General features: G+C 63.5%; 19 protein-coding genes. 11 read left to right on the top strand and 8 right to left on the bottom strand.

The window, feature by feature from the left end; all coding sequences use genetic code 11:
* The first annotated feature begins 43 nt into the window (after positions 1–43).
* The 3 genes from IGB42_RS04745 (at position 44) to IGB42_RS04735 (ending at position 1,883) form a co-directional block, all read left to right on the top strand.
* Entirely contained in the window at positions 44–376 is a 333-nt protein-coding gene (locus tag IGB42_RS04745) for a cupin (RefSeq protein WP_159667586.1), read from the top strand.
* A 94-nt stretch (positions 377–470) separates the two neighbouring features.
* Positions 471–1,295, top strand: coding sequence for an SAM-dependent methyltransferase (locus IGB42_RS04740; protein ID WP_159667583.1), 825 nt, complete (start codon positions 471–473; stop codon positions 1,293–1,295).
* A gap of 108 nt (positions 1,296–1,403) precedes the next feature.
* A complete protein-coding gene (locus tag IGB42_RS04735) occupies positions 1,404–1,883 on the top strand; it encodes a DUF4124 domain-containing protein (protein ID WP_159667580.1) in 480 nt (159 codons plus the stop codon).
* 4 nt (positions 1,884–1,887) lie between these two features.
* Here IGB42_RS04735 and IGB42_RS04730 read toward each other — a convergent pair whose 3' ends face one another.
* Entirely contained in the window at positions 1,888–2,958 is a 1,071-nt protein-coding gene (locus IGB42_RS04730; RefSeq protein ID WP_159667577.1) for an SGNH/GDSL hydrolase family protein, read from the bottom strand.
* A gap of 569 nt (positions 2,959–3,527) precedes the next feature.
* Between IGB42_RS04730 and IGB42_RS04725 the strand changes: the two genes are divergently transcribed.
* The gene (locus IGB42_RS04725) at positions 3,528–4,400 is read left to right on the top strand and encodes a polysaccharide deacetylase family protein (RefSeq protein ID WP_159667574.1); all 873 of its coding nucleotides are present in this window, start codon (positions 3,528–3,530) and stop codon (positions 4,398–4,400) included.
* 132 nt (positions 4,401–4,532) lie between these two features.
* Here the strand turns inward: IGB42_RS04725 and IGB42_RS04720 are convergent, their stop codons facing one another.
* Complete coding sequence (locus IGB42_RS04720; RefSeq protein ID WP_159667571.1) at positions 4,533–5,453, bottom strand: DMT family transporter; 921 nt, start codon at positions 5,451–5,453, stop codon at positions 4,533–4,535.
* Between the two features lie 123 nt (positions 5,454–5,576).
* Between IGB42_RS04720 and IGB42_RS04715 the strand changes: the two genes are divergently transcribed.
* Positions 5,577–6,479, top strand: a complete 903-nt coding sequence (locus IGB42_RS04715; protein ID WP_159667569.1) for a LysR family transcriptional regulator — start codon at positions 5,577–5,579, stop codon at positions 6,477–6,479.
* 409 nt (positions 6,480–6,888) lie between these two features.
* On the opposite strand, the gene IGB42_RS04710 is transcribed toward IGB42_RS04715, so the two are convergent.
* Entirely contained in the window at positions 6,889–7,425 is a 537-nt protein-coding gene (locus IGB42_RS04710; RefSeq protein WP_159667566.1) for a YaeQ family protein, read from the bottom strand.
* A gap of 121 nt (positions 7,426–7,546) precedes the next feature.
* The gene (locus tag IGB42_RS04705) at positions 7,547–8,626 is read right to left on the bottom strand and encodes a DUF748 domain-containing protein (RefSeq protein ID WP_159667563.1); all 1,080 of its coding nucleotides are present in this window, start codon (positions 8,624–8,626) and stop codon (positions 7,547–7,549) included.
* A 148-nt stretch (positions 8,627–8,774) separates the two neighbouring features.
* On the opposite strand from IGB42_RS04705, the gene IGB42_RS04700 reads away from it, so the two are divergent.
* A complete protein-coding gene (locus IGB42_RS04700) occupies positions 8,775–9,647 on the top strand; it encodes an RNA polymerase sigma-70 factor (RefSeq protein ID WP_236822492.1) in 873 nt (290 codons plus the stop codon).
* Between the two features lie 85 nt (positions 9,648–9,732).
* On the opposite strand, the gene IGB42_RS04695 is transcribed toward IGB42_RS04700, so the two are convergent.
* Positions 9,733–10,662, bottom strand: coding sequence for an alpha/beta fold hydrolase (locus tag IGB42_RS04695; protein WP_159667560.1), 930 nt, complete (start codon positions 10,660–10,662; stop codon positions 9,733–9,735).
* A 122-nt stretch (positions 10,663–10,784) separates the two neighbouring features.
* Here IGB42_RS04695 and IGB42_RS04690 point away from each other — a divergent pair, with 122 nt between their 5' ends.
* On the top strand, positions 10,785–11,702 hold the full coding sequence (locus tag IGB42_RS04690; RefSeq protein ID WP_159667555.1) for a LysR family transcriptional regulator: 918 nt from the start codon (positions 10,785–10,787) through the stop codon (positions 11,700–11,702).
* 86 nt (positions 11,703–11,788) lie between these two features.
* Positions 11,789–12,247 (top strand): carboxymuconolactone decarboxylase family protein, encoded by a 459-nt coding sequence (locus IGB42_RS04685; protein ID WP_159667550.1) that lies wholly within the window; start codon positions 11,789–11,791, stop codon positions 12,245–12,247.
* A 204-nt stretch (positions 12,248–12,451) separates the two neighbouring features.
* On the opposite strand, the gene IGB42_RS04680 is transcribed toward IGB42_RS04685, so the two are convergent.
* Complete coding sequence (locus IGB42_RS04680) at positions 12,452–13,774, bottom strand: DUF1615 domain-containing protein (RefSeq protein WP_236822491.1); 1,323 nt, start codon at positions 13,772–13,774, stop codon at positions 12,452–12,454.
* Positions 13,775–13,877: 103 nt separating this feature from the next.
* On the bottom strand, positions 13,878–15,446 hold the full coding sequence (locus IGB42_RS04675) for a diguanylate cyclase (protein WP_159667540.1): 1,569 nt from the start codon (positions 15,444–15,446) through the stop codon (positions 13,878–13,880).
* A 102-nt stretch (positions 15,447–15,548) separates the two neighbouring features.
* Here IGB42_RS04675 and creB point away from each other — a divergent pair, with 102 nt between their 5' ends.
* From creB to creD, 3 genes are all read left to right on the top strand, one after another.
* Entirely contained in the window at positions 15,549–16,232 is a 684-nt protein-coding gene (gene creB, locus IGB42_RS04670) for a two-component system response regulator CreB (protein ID WP_159667518.1), read from the top strand.
* A complete protein-coding gene (gene creC / locus IGB42_RS04665) occupies positions 16,232–17,662 on the top strand; it encodes a two-component system sensor histidine kinase CreC (protein WP_159667513.1) in 1,431 nt (476 codons plus the stop codon). Before creB ends, creC begins: the two co-directional genes overlap by 1 nt.
* A gap of 105 nt (positions 17,663–17,767) precedes the next feature.
* Positions 17,768–19,168 (top strand): cell envelope integrity protein CreD, encoded by a 1,401-nt coding sequence (gene creD / locus IGB42_RS04660; RefSeq protein ID WP_159667508.1) that lies wholly within the window; start codon positions 17,768–17,770, stop codon positions 19,166–19,168.
* A gap of 47 nt (positions 19,169–19,215) precedes the next feature.
* Here the strand turns inward: creD and IGB42_RS04655 are convergent, their stop codons facing one another.
* Positions 19,216–19,683, bottom strand: coding sequence for a CreA family protein (locus tag IGB42_RS04655; RefSeq protein ID WP_159667501.1), 468 nt, complete (start codon positions 19,681–19,683; stop codon positions 19,216–19,218).
* Positions 19,684–19,734: the final 51 nt, after the last annotated feature.

The raw sequence follows: 19,734 nt of genomic DNA, 5'->3' as shown, positions 1-19,734 counted from the left end.
GGCATGACAATATGCATCGGAAAACCCTTATGAAGGACCTGCAATGCAAGCAAACCTGCTCCACCCGCTACCCGATGCCAGCGGTGCCGAAGTATTCGAAACCCTGCTGCAATCGCCGCATGTGCGCATCGAGCGCATTGTTTCCGATGGGCAGGTTTCGCCGGAGTGGTATGACCAGGCCGAAACCGAATGGGTGCTATTGCTGGCCGGTGCCGCACGCTTGCTGTTCGAGGGCGATGCCACGGAAACGCAGCTGCTGCCGGGCGACCATGTGCTGATCGAGCCGCACCGCCGCCACCGCGTCACCTACACGGCCCCGCAGACGGTATGGCTGGCGGTGTGGGCCACGGATGGGGTTTTCGATCCGGCCACGTGACTGGCGTGGCTTGGGGCGGGATGGCGGCCCGATGCGCGTTCGCCGCCCCGTCGGCGATACAGGGTAAAATCGGCCCTTGAATCAGGGATCCGCCATGACCGAAAAATACGATGTCCGCCCCGGGCAATCCGTGGAGCTGCTCAAAGCACTGCATATCCTCACGCGCGATGGCAAGCTCAACCAGGACAGCCGCCGCAAGCTCAAGCAGGTGTATCACCTGTTCAATTTCATTGAGCCGCTGCTCAAGGATGTGCAGCAAGCGCATGCCGGGGTCAGCCTGGTGGACCATGGCGCGGGCAAGTCCTATCTGGGCTTCATCCTGTACGACCTGTTCTTCAAGGACCATGCGCCTGCGGGCAGCATCTACGGCATCGAAACGCGCGAAGAACTGGTGCAGCATTCCAAAGAGCTGGCTGCGCGCTGCGGCTTCAAGGGCATGGATTTCCTCAACCTGTCGGTGGCCGATTCGATCACGTCCGGCGCGCTGCCGGCAGAGATCGATATCGTGACCGCGCTGCATGCATGCAATACCGCCACGGACGATGCCATCCGTTTTGCGCTGGAAAAACATGCCCGGCACATCGTGCTGGTGCCGTGCTGCCAGGCGGAGGTGGCCAGCGTGCTGCGCAAGAACAAGCAGCAGGCACTGAAGAACCCGCTGGCGGAAATCTGGCGCCACCCCATCCATACGCGCGAGTTCGGCAGCCAGATCACCAATGTGTTGCGCTGCCTGCAGCTGGAGGCGCACGGCTACCAGGTAACGGTGACCGAGCTGGTGGGCTGGGAGCATTCGATGAAGAATGAGCTGATCGTGGCCAGTTACAAGAACCTGCCGCGCCGCAAACCGGCCGAGCGCCTGAACGAAGTGCTGGGCACGCTGGGGCTGGACGAACTGCAATCGCGCTTTTACACCGCCTGAGTTGCAGCTTGGCAGCCAAAATCCGGATCTGATCAAAAAGCCGTGGCAGTTGCCGCGGCTTTTGCTTATCTTGCCATGTGTGCCATTGCCCGGTGAGCGGAGTACGTAATGCGTGTCATGACCATCGTTTTTTCATTGATCTGCTGTGTGCTGCTGATGATGGCATCGCAAGCGCAAGCTGCCGGCTACAAGTGCAAGGACAAGGCCGGCAAGGTCACCTTCACGGATCAGCCGTGCGAGAGCATGGATCAGACCGGGCAGAAAATCGTCGAGCGTGGAGCAGGGTATTCCAACCTGACCGAGCGTGAGAAAGACGAGTTCATCGATGGCTTCATGCAGTCATGCCGCAATGGCGTGATTGAGCGGGGTATTCATCCGGACAAAGCCACTGCGGCCTGCCTGTGCATCGGCGAAGAGCTGGCCAATACCGCCAAATACGAAGACCTGCGGCTGGCTACCACCAAGCGCCGCCTGCCCCCGCAACTGGAGCAGGCGCAAGATGCGGCAGCCCAGACCTGCCGGAAAAAACTCCAGGCCAAGCCTGTCCGGCCGGAAGGCAGCTCCGAGGGCAAGAAGGTCGGCGCCTGACGCCTTACTTGTAGACCGCCAGTGTATCGATCAGGCCGATCAGTGCCTGCGCCATGTTCTTGTGATCACCCAGCGACGGGTGCCACAGGCAGCCGGTCAGCTTCAGGTCTTCGTAACCCAGATAGCTGATACGCTGGTCACCCGCTGCACGGGCTTCGTCAACCACCTGCCTGGTCAGCGGGCGCAATTGATCGTCGGGCCACAGGTAGCTGGCGGTGGCGATCACGTGTGCATTGCCATAGCGCTGGCGCAGTTCTGCCAGCAACTTTTTGTAGCTGCTCTTGTAGGCGGCAGCCAGGCTGTCCTTGCTCCACTTTTCGCCCGCTTTCAGTGGTGACGAAAAATCGTTGGTGCCCAGCCCTACCACGACCACCTGCGGCTTCCAGCTTGCGGCGGCGGCCTTGCTGGTGGCCTCGTTCTGCAACAGCCGCGGGTAGAAAGTCAGGTAGCTGCGGTCTGCCAGATTGCCATCCCAGTTGCGATTCATGCCCATGCCGGACATGGCGTTCACCTGCCAGTCGGCACCATAGTGACGGGCTACCGTGACCGCAAAGCCTTGCGTGATATCGGTGGCATCACGTGATTGCTCCCAGTTGCATTCGCGTTTTTCCGACAGATTGCCCAGCGCAGCAGTCCATGAGTCGCCAATGAATTCAACCTGGCGTTTGCTGGCTTGCGGTGCCGGTAGCCAATGGCCGCCATCGAGCACGAAGCCATTGATCACGCCCGGTACGTCGGGCGATTCGGTGCGCTTGATCAACTGCAGCGTATGCGTGCCAGCTGGCAGGTCGCGCAGCCATACGGTGCGGTTGCCGCCGGCAGGCTCGATCACCCTGACCGGTTTGCCATCGACCTCGGCCACGTAGCTGCTGAGGCCATCATCAAGCTTGATACCGATGGCCCGGCCATCGAAGCGGGTGGTCAGCATCGTACCCGGCCAGGTGGCTTGCCAGCCGTCCTTGCCGGCTTCGATCCGGCCGGTGGCCAAGACCTGAGCCTGCTTGAGCGCGGGGGCGGAATCGGCAGCGTGCGCCAGGCCACTCAACAGCAGCAGCGCAATCAAGGGCTTGTTCATGGAGAATCTCCTCGTTGTTATGGCCGTGATGATGCCGCACTGCTGCGGGCGCCTCCAGTCGGTGTGCAGCGGACATGGTTTTTGTGCAACCGGCTTTGCAACCGGCAAGCGCGACCTGCTGCCAGAGCGCTGCCGGCTGCAGTGCGTGCGGCTGTTGCATCGCGGGCTTCCCAACCGCATGCAGCAGCGCACGCCCGGCGATGGTATCGACGCCTGCCGCCATGACCAACGTGCCAGCGCACGTGGTGGCGGGCATGGCCGATCATGCCGGCGGCGGGCTCAACATGGTTGGTACCCGTTCCGGGTGGCATGGCTCAGCAAAGCACCTTGGCGCCTCGGCTGCGCTACGGCGGGCCCGGCATGCCATCGGCGCGCTGTACCCGGATGAATGGCCCCCCATTTCAACGGTTGTCCGGACCGGTTTCGCTGCAGAGCATGGATGCCGCTGGCCAGTGCAGGCGTCATGAGCGCACGGCATGACCAGTATGCCAAATTGCGCTGCGGCTTTGGCCGGCGGCTGCGTTAGGATGAAGCACGTGAAATCCGTACCATCATTCGAGGAATCTGCCATGTCGATTCGAAAGCTGCTGTCTGCCCTGCCATTGCTGCTGTTGGGATTGCACGCCGCTGTGCAGGCTGCGGATACGGCGTCTGCGCCGGTTGCGGTCAAGGCGTCGACGGTAGCAGCGGCATCCAGCGTGCCAGCGGTGCCGGCAGACGAAAAACCCACGCAGAAGGTGCGCACCAGCTTTCTGGATGGCTGGGATCAGGTGCCATTGCAGCGGCTGGAAGACCAGGCTGCCAGATATCGCGGGACGTATTTTCTGGAAGGCCTGCACAACAGCAAGCGCATTGCGCTGACATTCGATGACGGCCCGAGCGCTTACACTGCCAGCCTGCTCAAGGTGCTGGAGAAGAACCAGGTGAAGGCCACGTTCTTTTTCCTGGGCGAGCATGTGAATACCAGCCCGGAGCTGGCGCAGGCCGCGCTCAAGGCCGGGCATACCATTGCCAACCACAGCTACAACCATCCGTACCTGAACAAGCTGAGCAACACGCAGTTGTGGGACGAGCAGTTTGGCCGCAGCCAGCAAATCTTCCAGGCCAGGCTGGGCATCAAGCCCGCGTTGATCCGCCCGCCGTATGGCGTCATCAACGATGAGCAGGTGACCTTGCTCCGCGACAAGGGCTACAAGCTCATCCTCTGGTCCATCGATACGCAGGACTGGTATGTGGCCAGAAAGCTGGGCGCTGCAGACGGGCTGTACAAGACCGTACTGAACACCGTGCACCCCGAGGCCATCATCCTGATGCATGACGGCGGCGGCTACCGCGCCGATTCGGTCGAGGCGGTCAGCATGCTGATCCCGGAACTCAAGAAACAGGGGTATGAGTTTGTCACTGTCGATCAGTTGATCGGCACCAAGCCGTACCTGGACTGAGCACCCCGCCGGCGGGCGCAGTTGGCCCACCGAGTAAAACAAGTGCAGCCGTGAAGCACAACGCGCCCCGTCGGGGCGCGTTGTCTTTTGGGCGGGCAAAACAACTGTTCCAGTAGCCGCTTGCCGGATCGGCTAGCGCACGCTGTCCGGCAGCGCCATGGCGGGCACATTGGCTGGGCGTGGTCTGGTGGTGGCGTAAATCACCCCGCCGATCACCAGCGCAGCCCCGGCCAGTTGCGCACCGGTAACGGGCTGGCCCAGCACCACGCCGATCAGCGTGGCAAAAATCGGCACCAGGTTCATGAATAGCGCTGCGCGTGCGGGGCCGATCTTGCTCACGCTGTCGTTCCACCAGTCATACGCCAGCACCGAGCCGCCGATGCTCATCACCACCACTGCCAGTGCGATGCCCATGGGCGGTACGTGCAGCAGATCGCCACTGATCTCCTGGGCAAAAACCGCCATCAGCACGCCGCCCATCACGATGGTGGACAGGGTGATCTGCAGCGGCGCCAGCCCCTTCACGAAACGGCGCGGTATCGTTGCGTAGATCGCCCAGCCCACGGCGGCCAGCAGCACCAGCAGATCGCCCGGCGTGAACGACATGGTCAGCAAGGTGTGCAGTGAGCCATGGCTGACCACGGTGGCTACGCCAGCCAGCCCCAGCAATAGTCCGATGATCTGCCGGGTGTTGATGCGCTCGCCATTGAGGCCGGCGGAAATCAGCGTGGTGATCGCCGGGTTGAGCGCAATGATCAGCGCGCCGTTCACCGATGAAGTCAGCCGCAGCCCGTAAAACAGCGCGATATTGAAACCGCATATGCCGATGGTGGCCATTGCGAGCAGTGGCCAGATATTGCGCCGGATGCCCGCCCAATCCAGCCCCTGGCGCCAGTACACCATGGGCAGCAGAATGGCGCCGGCCAGCAGAAAACGCCAGCCCCCGATGGCCAATGGCGACATCGCGCTGACCGCGTATTTGCCCAGATGAAACATGGCGGCCCAGAAAAAGGCGGCACCGATGAGTTTGAACCAGGTAAGCGGGCTGCCCATGATGTACTCCTTGCTGCACAGGTCACCATCTGGCGGTGACCGGCGGATGTTGATGCGGTATTGGGATTATAATTTTCCGCATACGCAAAGTGATTCGAGAATCCGGAAAATCATTTTCCATAAATGAAAAACATCAATCAGCTGGACTGGAACGATCTCAAGTATTTCCTGGCGGTGGCGCGCGGCGGTGGCCTGACGCCGGCTGCCACGCAGCTGCATACCAGCGCATCGACGGTATCGCGCCATATCGACAGCATGGAGGCACTGCTGGGCGCACGCTTGTTCCTGCGCCAGCAGCGCGGTTACCTGCTTACCGACCAGGGCAGCGCGTTGTTCGAACAGGTGGCAGAGGTAGAGCGCGCCATGCTGGGAGTGGAACGCAGCAGCGGGGCACTCGGCGCCGCTGGCGTGGTCAGCGGCCGGGTGAAATTCGCCACCTCCGAAACGCTGGCCCATCAGCTGATCTCGCCCAATCTGGGCCTGCTGCTGGCCCGCCATCCGGCGTTGCAGGTGGAGCTGGTGGTCAACCGCAACCTGGCGGACCTGGGCCGGCGCGAGGCCGATCTGGCGCTGCGCATCGTCGGCAGCGCCAGCACCGTGCACGATCCGGATTACATCGCCCACCGGGTGGGCGAGCTGCCGTTTGCGCTCTACGCCGCGCCAGCGCTGCTGGCTGCCGCGCCGGATGGAGACTGGCACCAGTTGCCCTACATCACCTGGGATGAATCGTGGACCGGCCGGCCGATGGGCGTATGGCTGAGCGCAGCCTTCGGCGCCCGGGAGCCCATCCTGCGCACCAACAGCGTGACCGCGCAGTACGTTGCCGCTGGTGCCGGCCTGGGCGTGGTATCGCTGCCGTGCTTCTTCGGCGATGCGCAGCCGGGCTTGCTGCGGCTGGCAGACGTGGATACCGGCACCGTGCCGGAACTATGGCTGGTTTACCACCGCGACCTGAAAGCCAGCCAGCGCGTGCGGGCGATGCGCGAGTTCGTGACGGAGCTGGTGCAGGGCCTGGCTGCCGGCTAGCGGCACATGGTCAGTTGGCTGCTCGGACGTCTTCGTAGTCTGTGCACAGGCGTATCTGCCAGCCTGCTGCGCTACGGGTGAGGTTGTGTGGTGTGGAACTGCCATGGCGCCAGACCGGTATTGCGGCTGATGTGCCAGCAAAGGTCCGCGTCGGCGTGATCGGGGGCCTTGCTGCAGCAGCATCGCTATTGTGTAGCTGGCATTTGCATAACCATTGTCGCAATAGTGCTGGCACAGCGCGCGCATGTTGGCGCAGATCGCTCCGTGCTGACCCAATGCGTGTAGTTGCTGCCGTGCACGATGGCCGATGGCACCGCGTATTGCGCGGCAATCGCTGCGCCGTCCAGCTGATTGAAAGCTGCACGGTACTGGTCGAAAAAAGCGGCCAGCTCCGCGCTGGGCATAGCGCTCATTTGAGCGTTGTCAGCTCCACCAGCAGGTTTTCCTTGTCGTTGGACAACCACAACTGGCCGTCCTGGATGGTGGCTTGCAGCTGCATGGTGCGTGCTGCCATGGCGCCCAGTGCGCTGAAGGTTTCCGGGGCGATGGTCACCACGTGCAGGTGATCGAAGCGGATCATCTGCCCTTTGATGCTGTCCCACCACATTTCTGCCTGGCGGCCGCCATACGCGTATAGCCACACTTCGGCCGCGCGGTTGCATGCCTTGCGCAGGCGTTTTTCATCCGGCAGGCCCAGTTCCACCCAAACTTCGATTTCATCGACCAGGTTCTTCTGCCAGATGGTGGCGTCTTCGTCATCGCTGATGCCGCGGCCGAACTCCAGCGATTCGGATGCATGGCGGGCAAAGGCCAGCACGCGCAGCATCATGCGCTCATCGGTTTCGGAAGGATGGCGGGCAATGGTCAGCGCATGCGATGCGTAATAGCCGCGATCCATATCGGTGATATTGAGGTCGGCCTTGAAGATGGTGGCTTTGATGGCCATACGGCAGCTCGGTGGAAATGAAAAAAGCCGCCCAGTTTAACCGGGCGCTGCCGTGTTGCGTAACGGTATTGCTTGCCAGTGCATATCGCGGACGAACGTTGCGCTTACCGGCTGGGGATTGCTACTGGCCGAAAATCTTGCTGATGGTCTTGCCCACGCCGCCAGCCAGCCCCTTGATGGTGAGGCCGATGCCTTCGGCAACGCCCAGACCCATCCGCTTGTTCAGGTCTTCGTTGAGTACGAAGCGCGGGTTGTGCAGATTGCCGGTCAGCGTAAAGCGCAGCACGATCTTGCCGCGCTCGTCTTTCAGGCTGGAGAGCGCGGCCTGGCGCGGTGCATTGCTCAGCGTATTCCAGAAGCCATCGGGGGTTTTCAGCTCCAGATCGCTCAGCGTCAGCACGCCGGGCGCTTTCAGCTGCCGGTTCTCGATGGTGGAATTCAGGTCCAGATCCAGCGTGCCGCGCTTTACGCGGGTTTCGGTGGCTTTCAGCAGGTAGGGCTGCAGCGTGATCAGGTCGATGCCGCGCAGCCGAGTGCTCAGCACACTGCTTTTGTCGGCAAAAATCATCCAGCCACGGATATCTACCGATCCCCGGCGCCGCGACCCGGCCAGCGTGGCGGTGGCGGTCAGCGGGCTGCGGTTGGCCACTGCCGGCAGGTTCAGCGCTTCCAGCGTGATATCGGCATGGCTGAGCGGTATCTTGTACGGCGTTTTGCTCACCGTACTGTCGTAAAAGTCGACATCACCCTGCTGCATGGCAATGCGGTCGATGATCACTTCGCGCTTGCCCGATTCCGCGCTGGCTGCGGCCTTGGCGTGTTCCAGCAGGCTGGGCAGCAAGCGCGTCTTGCCGTTGCTATGCCGCCAGATCGACAGGTAACCGCCCTCCAGCGTGATGGAATGGATATGCACTCGGGACGATAGCAGCGCGCGCCAGTCCGGCACGATGATCACGCGGCTGGCACGCAGGCTGTCGCGCGTGGGCCAGCCATCCGGTGCCTTGATGCGCAGGTTGCTGATTTCCAGCGTGGATAGCCCGAGCTTGATCTCGCCGACTTCGCTCTCGCTACCCAGGGCGGCAATGACGTGCTCTCGCAGTTGCTGCACGGTAAAATGCAGCACAGCTATCGCAGCAACGCCCAGCAGTGCACAGACCGCAATGGCCCAGAGCAGAAAGCGGAAAGCGCGTGGATGTTTCATGCGGTGGTGGCGGGCGGATTCGGGCCTGGCAGGGCAATGCGGCGACAATAACAAGCGCCCTGCCGGCTGCAAAGACGGAATGCTGCCAATTTGTCACAAAACATGTCACAGCACCGTCTTGAATCTGCACCGATGATGGGGATACGGATTGAACCTGCCGCTTGATGCTTTTGACCTGCACCGCCCACGCCTGTTCGGCCTGGCCTACCGCATGCTGGGCGTACGCGCCGATGCGGAAGACGTGGTGCAGGATGCCTACCTGCGCTGGCACGATGCCAGCCGGGATGCACTTGCCACGCCGGAAGCCTGGCTGGTTACCGTGGTCACCCGGCTGGCGATAGACCGGCTGCGGGTGGTCAAGCGCGAGCGCGAACATTACACCGGCCCGTGGCTGCCGGAGCCATTGCTGACTGATACCGCGCCATCGCCGGAATGGGCGCTGGAGCTGAAAAGCGATGTCGGCCTGGCCTTCATGACCGTGCTGGAGCGGCTGGCTCCGGAAGAGCGTGCCGCATTGCTGCTGCGCGAGGTGATCGATTGCGAATACGCTGAAATCGCCACCATCCTTGGCAAGAAGCCGGCTGCGGTACGCCAACTGGTATCGCGGGCGCGCAAGCGGCTGGATGACGACGCACCGCGCCGCCCGGTCGCGCCCGAAGACCATCTCCGCCTGCTCGATGCATTTGCCGCGGCCGCATTGCGCGGTGATCATGCGGCGCTGCAGGCGTTGTTCACCAGCGATGCCATGCTGGTATCCGATGGTGGTGGCAAGGTCTACGCCACGCTGCGCCCGCTGTACGGTGCCGAGCGGCTGGCACGGCTGTATCAGGTGATTGCCGCCAACCAGGCCGGCAGCGCGCAATACCGGCACGCCGAAATCAACGGCGAGCCGGCACTGCTGCGCTTCATCGATGGCCACATCGATTCGGCCATCGTCATCGTTGCGGACGGCGCGCGCATCGCCGCCATTTACAACGTGCGCAACCCGGACAAGCTGGCGGCGCTGCAACAGTACTATTGACGCGTGGTATCGCTGGCCGGTGATATGCGCATCGAACCTTGGCAGGGCTGGCTTCCAGGCTGATGTGGCAATGGAGACTCAGCCCTTACTTTGCCGCTGGCAGCCCCGCCAGAAACCGCCGCATATGCGCGGCAATCGCCGGCGTTTCTTCGTCCAGCGCAAAGTGGCCGGTATCGAGCAGGTGGATGTCCGCCTTCTTCACGTCCTTGCCATAGGCGAGCGCGCCGGCTGCGGTGAACAGCGGGTCGTTCTTGCCCCAGACCACCAGCGTGGGCGGTTGCTGGTCGCGCAGATACGTTTGCCATGCCGGGTAAAGATCCAGATTGCTCTGGTAATTTGCCAGCAGGCCCATCTGGATATTGCGGTTTACCGGGTTCTGCAGCCCCCACAATGCGTTGGTCCAGCCCTCCGGCGCCACGCGTTGCGGCTGGCGCAGGCCGGTGCGGTACATGAACTGCACCCCCTCGGTGCTGAGGATGCCTTCCAGCATCGGCCGGGTCCGGGCGTTCACACCGGCGCTGGTGGCGCTGATGTTGTGGCGGATGCCATCCGACAGGCCGGCGTCGTAGCTGTTGGCGTTCTGCACGATCAGCGCACTGATCCATCCCGGATGCTGGCTGGCCATGCGCATGCCCACCGGGCCGCCAAAGTCCTGCATGTACAGCGCAAAGCGCTTCAATCCCTTGAGTTCGACAAACCGCGTCATCACGCTGGCGAGATTGTCGAATGTGGGCGTGAAAGCAACGCCCTTGCCGATCACCGTCTGCCCGGCGCCGGGGTAATCGGGGGCGATCAGGTGGTACTGGTCGGCCAGTGCGTCGATCAGCCCGGCATACATCTGCGACGACGCAGGGAAGCCGTGCAGCAGCAACACGGTCGGTGCATCCGGGTTGCCGGCCTCGCGGTAGAAGATCTGGATGCCGTCGACATCCAGCGTGCGGTATTCCACCGCCGCGGCAACGGCAGGGGTGAGGGCGGTGGCCAGTGCAACGGCAGCAAGGGCTTGGGCAGTCATGATCGGTCTCCTGTGGATTGCGGCGCGATGCGCACCGGTTATGGCGCAAGATTAGGCTTGCGCATTGCTGGCGATAAGACGTTCAATTGTGGAATGACTGTCCATTCAAAGTGGTGAATGCCTTGGCCAACCTTGCCGCGATCAACCTCAATCGCCTGCTGGTGTTCGTGACCGTGGTGGAGGCCGGTTCGCTGACCGCCGCGGCCACCCGGCTGGGCCTCGCCAAAACCATGGTCAGCACGCATATGCAACGGCTGGAGCATGAGGTGGGCACCAGCCTGCTGGTCAGAACCACCCGGCGCCTGGGCCTGACCGAGGCGGGCGAAGCCTTCTATGAAGCCAGCCGGCGCATCGTGCGCGAGGTGGAAGCCGCCGTGGATGCCGCCGCGCAGGACAGCAGCGCACCGCGTGGCACATTGCGAATTACCGCGCCCATCGATTACGGTGCCACCGTGGTTGCGCCGGTATGCGTCGCGCTGCGGCAGCGCTATCCGGACCTGAAAATCGAGCTGCTGGCGGGTGACCGCCTGTTCGATCTGGTTGGCGAGGGCATCGATGTCGCCATCCGTATCGGCAACCTGCCCGATTCCAATCACCAGGCGGTGCGCATTGCCGGCTTCAACGATGTGCTGGTGGCCAGCCCGGCATTGCTGCAACACCGATCCGTGCCGGCCACGCCCGCCGCTCTGGCCGATTGGCCGTTCATTGCGCTGTCGGTATTGCCGCAGCCGCTGAATTGGGCGTTCAGCCATCAGGACACAGCCGCGCGGCAAACCGTGCGCTTTGCTGCCGGCTTCAGCGCCAACACCGCGTATGGCGTGCGTGCGGCAGCGCTGGCAGGGGGCGGGCTGGCAATGCTGCCCGATTTTGCCGTGCGTGATGATCTGGCAAGCGGCGCGCTGGTGGCGTTGTTGCCGCAATGGCAGGCGCCGGTCGGCGGCATCCATGCAGTTTTTCCGGCGGCACGCCACCGGCCACGCAAGGTAAGGGTGCTGATCGATGCACTGCGTGCGCAAGTGGCTGGTGAGGCCACCGGTTAAAAAACCCGCTGTTGTCACAAACCGGCGGGGCATGCCGTCTTATACGTTGAAGCAGCAGCCTGCTGCACAACTGAAGGATGTTCATCATGACCCAAGCCCGCCTGCAACACGCCACCCTCGCCCCGGAAGCCTTCAATGGCCTGGTCGCCGCCAGCAACGCCGCCAAGGCCACGCTGGGTGCGCAACTGGCTGAACTGGTTTACCTGCGTATCTCGCAGATCAACGGCTGCGCGTACTGCATCGACATGCACGCGCGTTCGCTGCTCAAGGGGGGCGAGGATTTCCAGCGTATCAACAGCCTGGTGGCCTGGCGTGAAGTCGATTTTTACAGCGAGCGCGAACGCGCTGCACTGGCCTGGGCGGAAACACTGGCGCATATCGATAGCGCGCGCGCGCCGGATGCCGACTTCGCCGCGGTCTCAGCGCATTTCTCCGATACCGAAGTGGTGGCGCTTACCTATGCCGCAGCGGTCATCAGCGCCTTCAACCGCATCGGCGTGGCGATGCACCTGCCGGTGAAGCAGGCACCGTTGCCGGCGCAGTAACGGCATCCTGCAATTGCTTGGAACTTGTCCGCGATTAATGCCTGGGTTTGAGCGGGATGCTTGACGAGCCCAGCGCAGGCGCGGGGTGTGTAATCAACTTGGGAGAACCGCTGGTCCACCCTCAACAGCCGATGAGAACCCGGCTCGGCCGGGTTCCTGATGCCGCTGATTCGCCGATAACGTGCGAGCATACAAAACAGACGCTCAGCGCGCGCGCGCCAGGCAGGTCTGGTAGCGGCCATTCACGCGGTCGGCAAACCACGCGGTGGTCAGCTTGCGGGTGATCTTGGGGCTGATCAGGCGGATTTCCGGCAGCACCGCGCGCGGCAGCTTGCCGTTCTTCTCGGCCAGTGCAAACACCTTGCGGTACAGCTCGCTCTGGCCGAAGGGCGACAATTTCTCGGTCAGCAGATCGCGGCGGATGGCATCGCGGCCCATGCCCAAGCGGTCGGCAATGCTGGCCAGCGCCTGCTCCACATCGCTGGGCTTGCTGCTGGGCGCGCCGTTGCTGTAGCTCAGCAGATCACCATCCAGCGTGATTTTCTGGCCGCTGGCCTTGGCAATGGCCGCCTGGAACGCTGCATTGCGGCTGGCGTAGCGCCCGGCGTTGAAGTCGGCAAAGCGGTACAGCATGTCGTTGTACGGTGCCGGGTACTGCAGCAGGATGGCAATGCCGAAATACGTGCCGCCGCGCCGCGTGAACACGGTATCGCGCACGCTGCGGGTGAGCTTGTACGGATATGGCCAGGCACGCACATGCGCCTCGGCAAAGTCCACGCTCACCTGCATCGGCCCGCCGGTGCGGATGGGGTTGCTCATGTTCAGTGGCAAGCCCAGGCGCGCGGCATCCGCGGCCAGGTCTTCGAACACCGCATTCATTTCGCGTTCGGTGCGCAGGTTGTCGATGCGGCTCTTGTAGCTCTGCCCGTTGGGGGAGGTCTTGAGCAGCGCGGTCTGCACCGCAATCAGCGGGATATGCTTGGCGGCGGCTTTCTCGCCGATCTTGCCCCACACGATCTTGGGCAGGCCCGGCACGCCCGGATCGCCTTGCCACGATGATTCCTGTTCGATCACCGCGTTGGCCGCGCAGAAGTATTCCGGCGTGTAGGGGATTTTCAGCGCCGTGAACGCATCCACGATGTCTTCCGTCCAGCCGGCCTTGTCCGGCATCTTGGGCGGTAGCAGCTTCTGCAGCAGCACACGTGCTTGCGCCGGGTTCAGGCTGGGTGCCGGCGTGGTCTGCGGCACGGGGGCAGGCGTGGGCATGGCTTCCACGGCACTGGCCACGGGCGGCTCGGCGCCGGTTTCCGGGTTTGCCTCCGGGTCCGCTTCCGGATCGGCACTGAGTTGCTGTACCGGCGTGGGCAACGGCTCCGGCGTGGCAGCCAGCGCTGCACTGGCCGGCAGCGAAGCTGCATCGGGCTGGCTTGCGCATGCGGATGCCAGCACGGCAGTCAGGATGGCCAGCAATGGTGCATGGCGCAGGCGCACAGCGGCGCGAAGGGGGGAAGCAGGTATGGGGAGCACGGTTGGGCAGCAGCGGCGGTGAAGCCGCGAGGGTAGGCGATCACCAGCCTGCTGACAACACCGCTGGTACATTGCCGCCCAGGCTGCCGTGTGCGTGGCCCGCTTAGCCGGCCATCACCCGGTTGCGGCCGCCCTGCTTGGCCGCATACAACGCGGTATCGGCGCGGAAATACAGCGTATCTGCGGTATCGTCCTCGCCCAGCTCGCTCACACCGAAACTGAGCGTGAGCACGGGGGCGACGTCCGATCCGGAATGGGGAATCGCCAGCGCCTCCACCGCGCGGCGTATTTCTTCTGCCAGCCGTACCGCGGTGGCCGCTTCGGTAGCGATGAACAGCAATGCAAATTCCTCGCCGCCCAGGCGTACCGGCAGATCACCGCCGCGGCGTGCGCCGTTCTTCAGGCAGCGTGCAATCGCCTGCAGCGCCATGTCACCCGCCTGGTGACCGTAGCAATCGTTGAAACGCTTGAAGTAATCCACGTCGCACATCATCAGGCTGAGCGGGCGGCCATGGCGGGATTGCCGGCGGATTTCCTCTGCCAGGTGATGATCGAACGCACGGCGGTTGGCGAGGCCGGTCAGCGCATCGGTCATCGCGCTCAGTTCCAGTTCGTCCACCTGCTGCTGGATCACGCCCAGCAGATCGTTGGCATGCGTGGCCAAGGCACCGATCTCGTCCTGCGATGCCACCGATAGCCGCCCGTGCCAGTCGCGCTGGCCGGAAATGCGCTTGAGCTCCACATCCATTTTCTTCAAGCGCCGCACCAGCAATACCTCGACCACCAGGCCCATGCCCAGCGCCGCCAGGCCGGCCAGCAGCGCCAGCTGCCAGCTCACGATGCCCAGCATGCGGTCCATCTGCGTGCGGATATCGCGCGGCCAGATCAGCACCACGTCTTCCAGCGCATTGCCACCCAGGTCGTGCAGCGCCCAGTGCAAGCGGTAATCGGCATCGCTTTCCACGTAGCGCACGGTGCCGCTGCCCAGCGTGGAGGCAATGGCAAACGGCTGGCCGGCAACGTTCAGCATGGGCTGCCCTTCGGCGGATTGCAGCTCGATCCTGCTGTTGGTGGTTTGCCGCACCGATGCCAGCACGGCCTCGTTCAGCAGCTTGCCAAATAGCACCGTGCCGCGTGATGGCCCGGTGCCTTCCGATGTGAGGATGGGCGCGCCGCACAGCAGCATCGGCCCCGCTTCCACGTTGACGATGCCGCAACCGTTGTTGCGCTGGCCCAATGCCGTCAGCTGCCGCTGCAATGCGGGAGTGGCAAATTCCAGCTCCGGAAAGCGTGCTTCACGGCCCCGGGCCGGATCGATGCCCAGATGGGCAATCAGTTGCCCTTCGGCATCGGTGATGCCCAGCCACGCAATGCCGTTGCGGCGGTACGGATCATTCTGGCTGTTGATGTTGGCACTGATGAAGTCCGGATTGCGGTCGGCTGCAAAGGTGTAAAGCTCGGTCCAGTGCCCCCAGTCGTTGGCCAGCACCGCCAACTGCTTGCTCTCGTTCTCCAGCGCCAGCACCACGCTGCGCAAGTCCGATTGCGCATGCTCCATCTCGATGCGGGTGTAGTTGTGCAGCATCTGCGCGCGCAGCAGCCACAATACGCCCAGCGCCAGCGCGCCGAGCAGGCAAAGCAGACTGCCGAGCAGCTTCCCGCGTATCCCCATGACAGTCCTCGTTGCTTTCCGGGCGTGTGCGCGCACAAAACCATGCCGGATATGGTCGCGCACTCTTTAGAATGTAGCCAATGCCCATCAAGCCTGCTTGCCATGACCAAACCGCCCACCATCCTGCTGCTGGAAGACGAAGCGGCCATTGCCGATACCCTCGTGTTTGCGCTGGGCCGCGAAGGCATGGTGGTGCAGTGGCATAGCCTCATCTCCGCTGCCGAAGCCGCACTGGCCGCGGGCGGCGTGGACCTGGCGATCTTCGATGTGGGCCTGCCCGACGGCAGCGGGCTGGAGCTGCTGCGCCGCTTGCGCCGCCATTCCGAGCTGCCGGTATTGCTGCTGACCGCGCGGGCGGATGAAGTGGACCGCATCGTGGGGCTGGAGCTGGGCGCGGATGATTACGTGGTGAAGCCGTTCAGCCCGCGCGAGGTGGCAGCACGCGTGAAAGGCATCCTCAAGCGCGTGCAGCCCCCCGCTGCAGTGCGGCGCGATGCAGCACGCTTCGAGCATGATGTGGCCGGCCGGCGCATCAGCTACCTGGGCACGCGGCTGCAGCTCACCCCGGCCGAATACAATGTGCTGGCGGTGTTCGTGGCGCAGCCCGGCCGCGTATTCAGCCGCGCACAACTGCTCGATGCCTTGGGTGAAGCAGCGGAGGACAGCTTCGAGCGCACCATAGACAGCCATATCAAAAGCCTGCGCGCCAAGCTGCGCGAGATCACTCCCGCGCAAGACCCGATCGAAACCCACCGTGGCTTCGGCTACGCGCTGAGCGCCGGCTGATGCGCTTCAGCCTGCGCATTTTCCTGGGCTACTTCCTGTTTGCCGGTCTGACCGGCTGGTACGTGCTCACGCTGGTGCGCGATGAAATCAAGCCTGCGGTGCGCCAGTCGGCGGAAGAAGTGATGATCGACACCAGCAACCTGCTGGCCGAGCTGATCCGCGTGGATTTCGTTGCCGGCCGGCTCGATCAGGGCCGCTTTGCCGCCGCCATTGCCACTTATCTGCAGCGCACGCCCAAGGCCGCCGTGTGGGGGCAGGACAAGACCAAGCTTGATCTGCGCGTGTACGTGACCGATGCCAAGGGCATCGTCCAGCTCGATTCCGCCGGTGCGGATATCGGCCGCGATTACTCGCAATGGCGCGATGTTTACCTGACTTTGCGCGGCCAGTACGGTGCGCGCACCAGCGCGGCCGATCCGTACGATGCCGAATCGACCGTGATGTACGTGGCCGCGCCCATCATCGATAACGGCCGCATCGTCGGCGTGCTGACCGTGGCCAAGCCCAATACCGCCATGCAGCCGTATATAGACCGGGCCCGCAACAAGCTGTGGCGGGCCGGCCTGATCCTGGTGGCGGTGGCGCTGCTGGCGGGTGCGGTGTTCTCGTGGTGGCTGTCGCGTGGCATCGCCAGGCTGACCGATTTCGCCCGCGAGGTACGCGATGGCAAGCCCGCCGCCGTGCCGGCATTTGCCGCCAACCGCGAGCTGGCCCACCTGGCGGATGCGCTGGGGGAAATGCGTGATCGGCTGGAGGGCAAGACCTATGTCGAGCAGTATGTGCACGCACTCACGCACGAGCTGAAATCGCCGCTGGCCGGCATACGTGGCTCGGCCGAGCTGCTGGCAGAGCCGCTCGATGACGCCGACCATGCGCGCTTTGTTGGTCATATCCAGCAGGAAAGCGCGCGCATGCAGGCGATTGTGGACCGCCTGCTCGATCTGGCGCGGCTGGAAGCCCGCCATGGCCTGGCCGACACCGAACAGGTGAAGCTCGCCGACCTGATCAACACCGTGCTGGCCGCGCTGGAACCCCGGCGCAACGGGCGCAGCATCCATTGCGATATCGCTGCTGATGCCGGCATCACCGGCGAGCGCTTTTTGCTGGAGCAGGCGCTGCGCAACCTGCTGCAGAACGCGTTCGACTTCACGCCGGCCGGCGGCGCAATCCATGTCGCGGCAAGCGTTGCTGACGGGTATTGCCTGCTGACCATCCACAACGACGGGGCACCCATCCCCGATTTTGCATTGCCACGGTTGTTCGAGCGCTTCTTCTCGCTGCCTGGCCCCGGGCGCGAGCATAAAGGCACCGGCCTTGGCCTTGCGCTCACCCGCACCATTGCCGAGCTGCACGGCGGCAGCGTGGCATTGGCCAATGCCGCAGGCGGGGGCGTGGTTGCCAGCCTGCGGTTGCCCTGCACCGCCAGTTAAGCCGGCAACACGCTCTCCACATCACCTCCACATACGCTCCACGGTCCATCCATATTCCAATCGCATGCTCTCGTCAGCGGGGTAACCCATCATGGAGAGTGCGAAATGAAAAAGACGGTAGGGTACAAATTGCTGGCCATCGGTTTTCTGGTGCTGGTATTGATGATCGTGATGTCGCTGGTGCGCTCGCTCGTCAACGAGCGACAGCACCGGGCGCAAGAGGTGGTGGCGGAAATTGCCGAGCATAGCGCGCGGGCGCAAACGCTGACCGGGCCATTCCTGATCGCGCCGTATATCCAGACCGAATGGACGCTGACCGAGCGCAAGGAGCGCGGCGAGGTCATCAAGGAGTGGCAGGCCGGCGGTGAAACCGTGCATCGCATCATCGTGCAGCCCGATATGCTGGATGTGAACGGCAACGTTGCCGTCACCATGCTCAAGCGCGGTATCTTCCAGGCGCCGATCTACAAATCCGGCCTGAAGCTGGCCGGCCGCTTTACGCTGCCAGCACGCGGCAGCGTGGAGCAACGTGGTGAATCGCAGGGCAAGCGCTACGAATACCGCTGGGGCCAGCCTTACCTGGCGGTTGGCGTGAGCGATGCGCGTGGCCTTGGCACGATAGCCGGCTCGATTGGCGGCGTAGCGCTCAAATTCCTGCCGGGCAGCACGCAATCCTGGCTGGGCGCCGGCGTGCATGCGCCACTCAACACCACCACCACCGAAGACGTGCAGCAGTTTGATTTCGCATTCAACGTGGCGCTGTCCGGCACCGAAACGCTCAACGTCACTCCCATCGGCAAAGCCAACAAGCTGGCGCTGTCCGGTGATTGGGCGCACCCGAGCTTTGTCGGCCCGTTTGCCCCGGCAGAGCGCACCACCGCGGCCAAGGGCTTTTCCGCCTCGTGGCAGGCCAACGACTGGGCAACCGGCCTGACCGAAGAGAAGCTGGCGCGCTGCGCGGATGCAGACAAGGAATGCGAGCAACTGGGCGTGGGCAGCTTTGGCTTGCGCCTGATCGACCCGGTAGACCGCTACGTGCTGGTGGAGCGCACGGTGAAATACGCGGAGCTGTTCCTGCTGCTGACTTTCGGCGCGTTCTTCCTGATGGAAGTGCTCAAGCGCCTGATCGTGCACCCGGTGCAATACGGTCTGGTGGGCCTGGCACTGGCGCTGTTCTTCCTGCTGACGCTGTCGTTGTCCGAGCACATGAGCTTTGCCAGCGCGTACTGGATCGCCGCGGCCTCGTCGATTGCGCTGCTGGGCTATTACATCAGCCATGTGCTGGCCGGCTGGCGCCGCGGGCTGGGCTTCTCCGGCTTGCTGGCGGTGCTGTATGCGGTGCTGTTCGGCATCCTGCAGTCGGAAGACATGGCGCTGCTGATGGGTAGCCTGGTGCTGTTCGGCCTGCTGGCGGTGGTGATGGTGCTCACGCGCAAGGTCAACTGGTACGGTATCGGCAACGATGCAACGGCGGATAAAGTGCCGCCGCTGCCGGGCGCGGTGTAACGACGTGGTGTAATGCGCAAGGCCGGCCCGGGTGGCCGGCCTTGTTGTTAGCGCAGCGGGATTTTCTGGCCCAGCACCGGCACCGCGGTCACTGCATTATCCGGGCTGCCATCCACCAGTTTGTCCGAATAGGTGAGGTAGATCAGCGCGTTGCGCTTGGCATCCACCACCCGCACCACCCGTACATGCTTGAAAATGAACGACGCCCCGGCCTTGAAGACTTCTTCCTGCCGGGGCAATGCCTTGGGGAATTTCAGCGGCGCGATCTGCCGGCAGGCCACCGAAAAACGCGACGGGTCCTTGGCCATGCCCACCATGCCTTTCAGCCCGCCGGTCTTGGCGCGCGATACATAGCACGCCACACCCGTCACGCCGGGGTCATCGAATGCCTCGACCACCACCTTGTGATCCGGGCCCAGCCACTGGAATGCGGTATCGACCGAACCGACCTCCTCGGCGCCAGCCAGCGTGGTGGTCAGCAGCAAGAACGCAGCGAGTGCAGTAGTGGTTTTCATGGCGGCCTTGAGTTGGGGGCAGGGATAACAGTCAAGCATGCCCATGTTGCC

The organism is Andreprevotia sp. IGB-42, from assembly GCF_009848685.1.
Taxonomy (GTDB): Bacteria; Pseudomonadota; Gammaproteobacteria; order Burkholderiales; family Chitinibacteraceae; genus Andreprevotia.
The sequence above is the reverse complement of the archived record's forward strand: the minus strand, read 5'-3'. Positions and strand labels throughout refer to the sequence as shown.